This is a genomic window from Nonomuraea sp. NPDC049784, from assembly GCF_040659615.1.
Lineage (GTDB): Bacteria > Actinomycetota > Actinomycetes > Streptosporangiales > Streptosporangiaceae > Nonomuraea.
In genome coordinates, this window is sequence record NZ_JBFAMX010000631.1 from 1 (window position 1) to 5961 (window position 5961).

The 5961-nt window shown below is 70.9% G+C and carries 5 protein-coding genes; all 5 read right to left on the reverse strand.

All coding sequences use genetic code 11. The features are described 5' to 3' along the window. Positions 1-883 (reverse strand): acetylornithine transaminase (locus tag AB0J09_RS54075; RefSeq protein ID WP_360710020.1); only part of this gene is annotated, 883 nt, incomplete at its 3' end. Next, positions 883-1755, reverse strand: a complete 873-nt coding sequence (gene argB, locus AB0J09_RS54080) for an acetylglutamate kinase (RefSeq protein ID WP_360710022.1) — start codon at positions 1753-1755, stop codon at positions 883-885. The genes AB0J09_RS54075 and argB, both read right to left, overlap by 1 nt. Beyond that, entirely contained in the window at positions 1752-2903 is a 1152-nt protein-coding gene (gene argJ, locus AB0J09_RS54085) for a bifunctional glutamate N-acetyltransferase/amino-acid acetyltransferase ArgJ (protein WP_360710024.1), read from the reverse strand. Before argJ ends, argB begins: the two co-directional genes overlap by 4 nt. After that, positions 2900-3922: an N-acetyl-gamma-glutamyl-phosphate reductase gene (gene argC, locus AB0J09_RS54090; protein WP_360710026.1), complete on the reverse strand. Its 1023-nt coding sequence runs from the start codon at positions 3920-3922 to the stop codon at positions 2900-2902. The genes argJ and argC overlap by 4 nt, the downstream gene beginning before the upstream one ends. A 652-nt stretch (positions 3923-4574) precedes the next feature. After that, on the reverse strand, positions 4575-5961 hold a 1387-nt coding region (gene rhaD / locus AB0J09_RS54095), incomplete at its 5' end, for a bifunctional rhamnulose-1-phosphate aldolase/short-chain dehydrogenase (protein WP_360710028.1).

Here is a 5961-nt window from a genome sequence, read left to right on the forward strand (position 1 = left end):
CGAGGTTGTCGAGCACGGCCAGCGCCGCGGCGCACGAGACCGGGTTGCCGCCGAACGTCGAGCCGTGATCGCCCTTGGCGAAGAGCTTGCCCGCGTCGCCGAACCCGATGCACGCGCCGATCGGCATCCCGCCGCCCAGCCCCTTGGCCAGGGTCAGGATGTCGGGGGTCACGCCGTCGGCCTGGTGCGCGAACCAGTGGCCGGTGCGGCCGATCGCCGACTGGATCTCGTCGGCCACCAGCAGGGCGCCGGTCGAGTCGCAGATCTCGCGGGCCGCCTCGAAGTAGCCCTCGGGCGGCGGCACGACGCCGGCCTCGCCCTGGGTGGGCTCGAGGAACACCGCGATGCAGTCGCCGGTCACGGCCTCCTTGAGCGCGTCGGCGTCGCCGTACGGGACGAAGCGGACGTCGATCGGGAACGGGCCGAACTGGTCGCGGATCGACTGCTTGCCGGTCAGGGACAGGGCGCCGATCGTCCGGCCGTGGAAGCCGTTCTCGGCGGCGACGAAGTAGGAGCGGCCCTCACGCTTGCCGTACTTGACGGCGAGCTTGTACGCGGCCTCGTTGGCCTCGGTGCCCGAGTTGGCGAAGAAGACCTTGGCCGGGGCGTTCAGCAGGGCGAGGAGCTTCTCGGCGAGCAGCACCTCCGGCTCGTGCAGGAACAGGTTGCTCGTGTGCGCGATCGTGGCGACCTGCTTGGAGACTGCCTCGACCAGGGCGGGGTGGGCGTGACCGAGCGAGCTGGTCGCGATGCCGCCGATGAAGTCGAGGTATTCCTTGCCGTCCACGTCCCAGACGCGGGTGCCCTCACCTCGTGCCAGCGCGACCGGCGGGACGCCGTAGTTGGGCATGAAGGCTTGTTCGAACCTCTGATACAAGCTCATCAGGGCATCACCATCGTTCCGATTCCCTCATTGGTGAAGATTTCCAGCAGCAGTGAGTGTGGCACCCGGCCGTCGAGCACGTGGGCCTGCGGGACGCCGCCCTGGACTGCCGTCAGGCAGGCCTCCATCTTGGGGACCATGCCGCTGGACAGCGTGGGCATGAGCGTCTCCAGCTCCTTGGCGCCGAGCTGGTCGATCACGTCGGTGTCGTCGGGCCAGTTGGCGTACAGGCCCTCGACGTCGGTGAGGACGATCAGCTTCTGCGCCTGGAGCGTCACGGCCAGCGCGGCGGCGGCGGTGTCGGCGTTCACGTTGTAGATCTCCCCGTCGTCTCCGCGCGCCACGCTGGAGATGACCGGGATGCGGCCGTCGTCGATGAGGGCCCGCACAGCGCCGGGATCGACCTTGATGATCTCGCCGACCTGGCCGATGTCCACGGGCACACCGTCCACGATCGCGTGCTTGCGCACGGCCGTGAACAGGTGGGCGTCCTCCCCGGACATGCCGACGGCGAACGGGCCGTGCCGGTTGACCAGGCCCACGATGTCGCGGTTGACCTGGCCCGTCAGGACCATCCTGACGACCTGCATGGCCTCCGGCGTGGTGACCCGCAGCCCGGCGGTGAACGTGGACTCGATGCCCAGCTTGTCGAGCGCGCTGCTGATCTGCGGGCCGCCCCCGTGCACGACGACCGGGCGCAGGCCCGCGTGGTGCAGGAAGACGACGTCCTCGGCGAAGCCCTCCTTGAGCGACTCGTCGGTCATGGCGTTGCCGCCGTACTTGATGACGATGGTCGCGCCGTGGAAGCGGGTCAGCCAGGGCAGCGCCTCGATCAGCGTCTCGGCCTTGGTCTGCGCCGTGGTGGCCCTCATGAGGAGTACGCCGAGTTCTCGTGGACGTACTCGGCCGTCAGGTCCGTGGTGTGCACGGTCGCGGTGTGCGGGCCGGCCGACAGGTCGATCGTGATCGTCACGTCGCGGGGGCGCATGTCCACCTTGGAACGGTCGTCGCCGACCGCGCCGCCCCGGCAGATCCAGATGCCGTTGATGGCCACGTTCAGGCGGCCGGGCTCGAACACCGCGTCGGTGGTGCCGACGGCGGCCAGGACGCGGCCCCAGTTGGGGTCCTCGCCGTGGATGGCGCACTTGAGCAGGTTGGACCGGGCGACCGTGCGGCCGACCTTGACCGCGTCGTCCTCCGATGCGGCACCGACCACCTCGATGGCGATGGCCTTGGAGGCACCCTCGGCGTCCACCAGGAGCTGCCTGGCCAGGTCGGCGCAGACCTCCTGGACCTTCTGCTCGAACTCGGCGAGGTCCGGCTTGACCCCGGCGGCGCCGCTGGCCAGCAGGAGCACCGTGTCGTTGGTGGACATGCAGCCGTCGGCGTCGAGGCGGTCGAACGTCTTGGCCGTGGCCTTGCGCAGCGCGGCGTCGAGCTCCTCGCTGGTCAGGTCGGCGTCCGTGGTGATCACGCAGAGCATGGTGGCCAGGGCCGGGGCGAGCATGCCCGCGCCCTTGGCCATCCCGCCCACCATGTAGCCGCTGCCCCTCCGGAACGAGATCTTGGAGACGGTGTCCGTGGTGCGGATGGCGTCCGCGGCGGCCAGGCCGCCGTCGCGGGAGAGCTGGGTCGAGGCGGTCTCGACGCCGGACAGCAGCGCGTCCATCGGCAGCCGCTCTCCGATCAGGCCGGTCGAGCAGACCGCGACCTCACCCGCGGAGTCCTGGAGCACCTCGGCCACCTTCTCGGCGGTGGCGTGGGTGTCCTGGAAGCCCTCGGGGCCGGTGCAGGCGTTGGCGCCGCCGGAGTTGAGCACCACGGCTCGCAGCCGTCCGCCCGTCAGGACCTGCTGCGACCACAGGACGGGGGCGGCCTTCACGCGGTTGGCGGTGAAGACGCCCGCGGCGGCCCTGCTGGGTCCGTCGTTGACGACGAGTGCCAGGTCACGGGCGCCGCCGGACTTGATCCCGGCGGCGACACCCGCGGCTCTGAAACCGAGTGGTGCGGTAACGCTCACGGTGCGACTCCTGTCAGGGGGAGGCCGAGTTCTTCGGGCAGGCCGAGTGCGATGTTCACGCTCTGCACGGCGCCTCCGGCCGTGCCCTTGGTGAGGTTGTCGATGGCGATGACGGCGACCACGCGGCCCGCGCGCTCGTCGAGCGTCACCTGCAGGGCGGCGGTGTTGGCGCCGTAGGTCATGGAGGTGGCCGGCCAGACGCCCTCGGGCAGGAGCTTGACGAACGGCTCCTCCTTCAGCGCGACCTCGTACGCCGTCCGCAGCGACTCCTTGGTGACGCCCGGCGCGGCGGGAGCGGTGCAGGTGGCCAGGATGCCGCGGCTCATGGGGGCCAGCATCGGGGTGAAGGAGACCCGCACCGGGGTCTTGGCGACGGCCGCCAGACCCTGCTCCATCTCGGGGGTGTGCCGGTGGACCCCGCCCACGCCGTACGCGCTGACCGAGCCCATGACCTCGCTGCCGAGGAGGTGGGGCTTGAGCGACTTGCCGGCGCCGCTGGTGCCGGTGGCGGCCACCACGACCACGTCCGGCTCGGCCAGCCCCGCGCCGAAGGCGGGCGACAGGGCGAGCAGGACAGACGTCGGGTAGCAGCCGGGGACCGCGATGCGGGTGGCCGACTTGAGGATCTCCCGCTGGCCGGGCAGCTCGGGCAGGCCGTAGGGCCAGGAGCCGGCGTGCTCGCCGCCGTAGAACTCCTGCCAGGCGGCCGGGTCGGTGAGCCGGTGGTCGGCGCCGCAGTCGACCACCACCGTCTCCTCACCCAGCTGGGCGGCGACGGCGGCCGAGTGGCCGTGCGGCAATGCCAGGAAGACGACGTCGTGGCCGGCCAGCGTGTCGGCGGAGGTGTCCTCGATGACGCGGTCGGCCAGCTGCGGCAGGTGGGGCTGGTGGACGCCGAGGCGGCTGCCCGCGCTCGAAGCCGCGGTGAGCGCGCCGATCTCGAACTCGGGGTGACCGAGCAGGATGCGCAGCAGCTCCCCGCCCGCGTAGCCGCTGGCTCCCGCGATCGCTGCCCTCATCAAACCCTCCTGCATGTTCATGCATCACATCTCATGACCTTGCTGTTGAAGATAATGCACTGCAGAGGATGAACATGCAAGTCAGAGTGCACTACCCCAGTCCGTTGCAAGTGAACGACAAATGGGCTGAGACATGATCGGCGCATGACCGAGTACTTGCCCGATCTCTCATTCGTGACCCCTGCGGGAAGGGGTGCGGGGCAGCGCTGGAAGAACTTGCTCGTGCTGCTGCGGCTTAGCCATCGAGTCCGATAACATTTCGCACGCGATCCGTCACACTGAGCACGGCGTCGGCATACGGGCCCCCTCGCCACCAGAGAGATGGCCTGGGGCCTCCCTGCTGCTATCGGCCGAGCCCAGGGTGAGGGATCGTGAGGGACCCGGCCCTCCCGGAACGGACCACGCACGGGATGCGTGTTGCCGCCCGGGTGCGAAAGCCGGGGACCAGCGTTCCCAAGACCGTTCGGGGCGCGCCGGGGCGCGCACTCGCTCACTGCAAAGGAACGGTTCCTGCCGTACGTGATCATGCACTGGAAGGACGTGCGCGGGGACAGCGGGGCCGCCGTGGCCGGGGGTCTCCTGGTCACGGCGGCCGGCGCCGCGCTGGCGGTGGCCGGGATGGTGGCGGCCTACTCCTGATCCGTCATCGGACTCATCGGAGGAAGGCGGCGGCGACGCCCGCGTCCACCGGGATGTGCAGGCCCGTGGTGTGGGTGAGGTCGTTGCCGGTGAGGGCGAAGACGGCGGCGGCCACGTGCTCCGGCAGGACCTCGCGCTTGAGCAGGGTGCGCTGCGCGTAGAACTCGCCGAGCTTCTCCTCCTCCACCCCGTAGACGGCCGCCCGGTTGGCGCCCCAGCCGGAGGCGAAGATGCCGGAGCCGCGTACCACGCCGTCGGGGTTGATGCCGTTGACGCGGATGCCGTGCGAGCCCAGCTCGGCCGCGAGCAGCCGCACCTGGTGGGCCTGGTCGGCCTTGGCGGCGCCGTACGCGACGTTGTTCGGGCCGGCGAAGACGGCGTTCTTGGAGGAGATGTAGACGATGTCGCCGCCCATGGCCTGGTTGATCAGGACCCGGGCGGCCTCGCGGGACACCAGGAACGAGCCCCTGGCCATGACGTCGTGCTGCAGGTCCCAGTCGTCCAGGGTGGTCTCCAGCAGCGCGCGGGACAGCGACAGGCCGGCGTTGTTGACGACCAGGTCGACGCCGCCGAACGCCAGCACGGCCGCGCGTACCGCCTCGGCGATCTGCTCCTCGGAGGTGACGTCCACCGCGACCGCCGCCGCGACGTCGGACACCCGGTACGCGGCCGCGCCGATCTCGGCGGCGATCTTCTCCGCGGCGGCCAGGTCGCGGTCGGCGACCACCACGCAAGCACCCTCGGCGGCCAGGCGGCGGGCGGTGGCCGCGCCGATGCCCGAGCCGCCGCCGGTGACCAGCGCGACGCGGGTCGCGAGGGGCTTGGGCTTGGGCATGCGGCGGAGCTTGGCCTCCTCCAGCTCCCAGTACTCGATGCGGAACTTCTCCGACTCGGGGATGGGCGCGTAGGTGGAGACGGACTCGGCGCCGCGCATGACGTTGATGGCGTTGACGTAGAACTCGCCGGCCACGCGCGCGGTCTGCTTGTCCTTGCCGAACGAGAACATGCCGACGCCCGGAACCAGCACGATCGCCGGGTCCGCACCCCGGATGGCCGGGGAGTCGGGGGTGGCGTGCCGGTTGTAGTAGGCGGTGTAGTCGTCGCGGTAGGCGGCGTGCAGCTCGCGCAGCCGTTCGACGGCCTGCTCCAGGGGCGCGTCCGGCGGCAGGTCGAGCACCAGGGGCGCGACCTTGGTCCGCAGGAAGTGGTCGGGGCAGGACGTGCCCAGGGCCGCCAGGCGCGGGTGCTCGGCGCGGGAGACGAAGTCCAGCACCTCGGGTGTGTCGGTGTAGTGGCCGACGACGCGGACGTCCGTGGAGGCCAGGCCCCTGATGTAGGGGAACAGGGCGGCGGCGCGCTCGCGGCGCTCCGCCTCCGGCAGGGTCTCGTAGATCACCGAG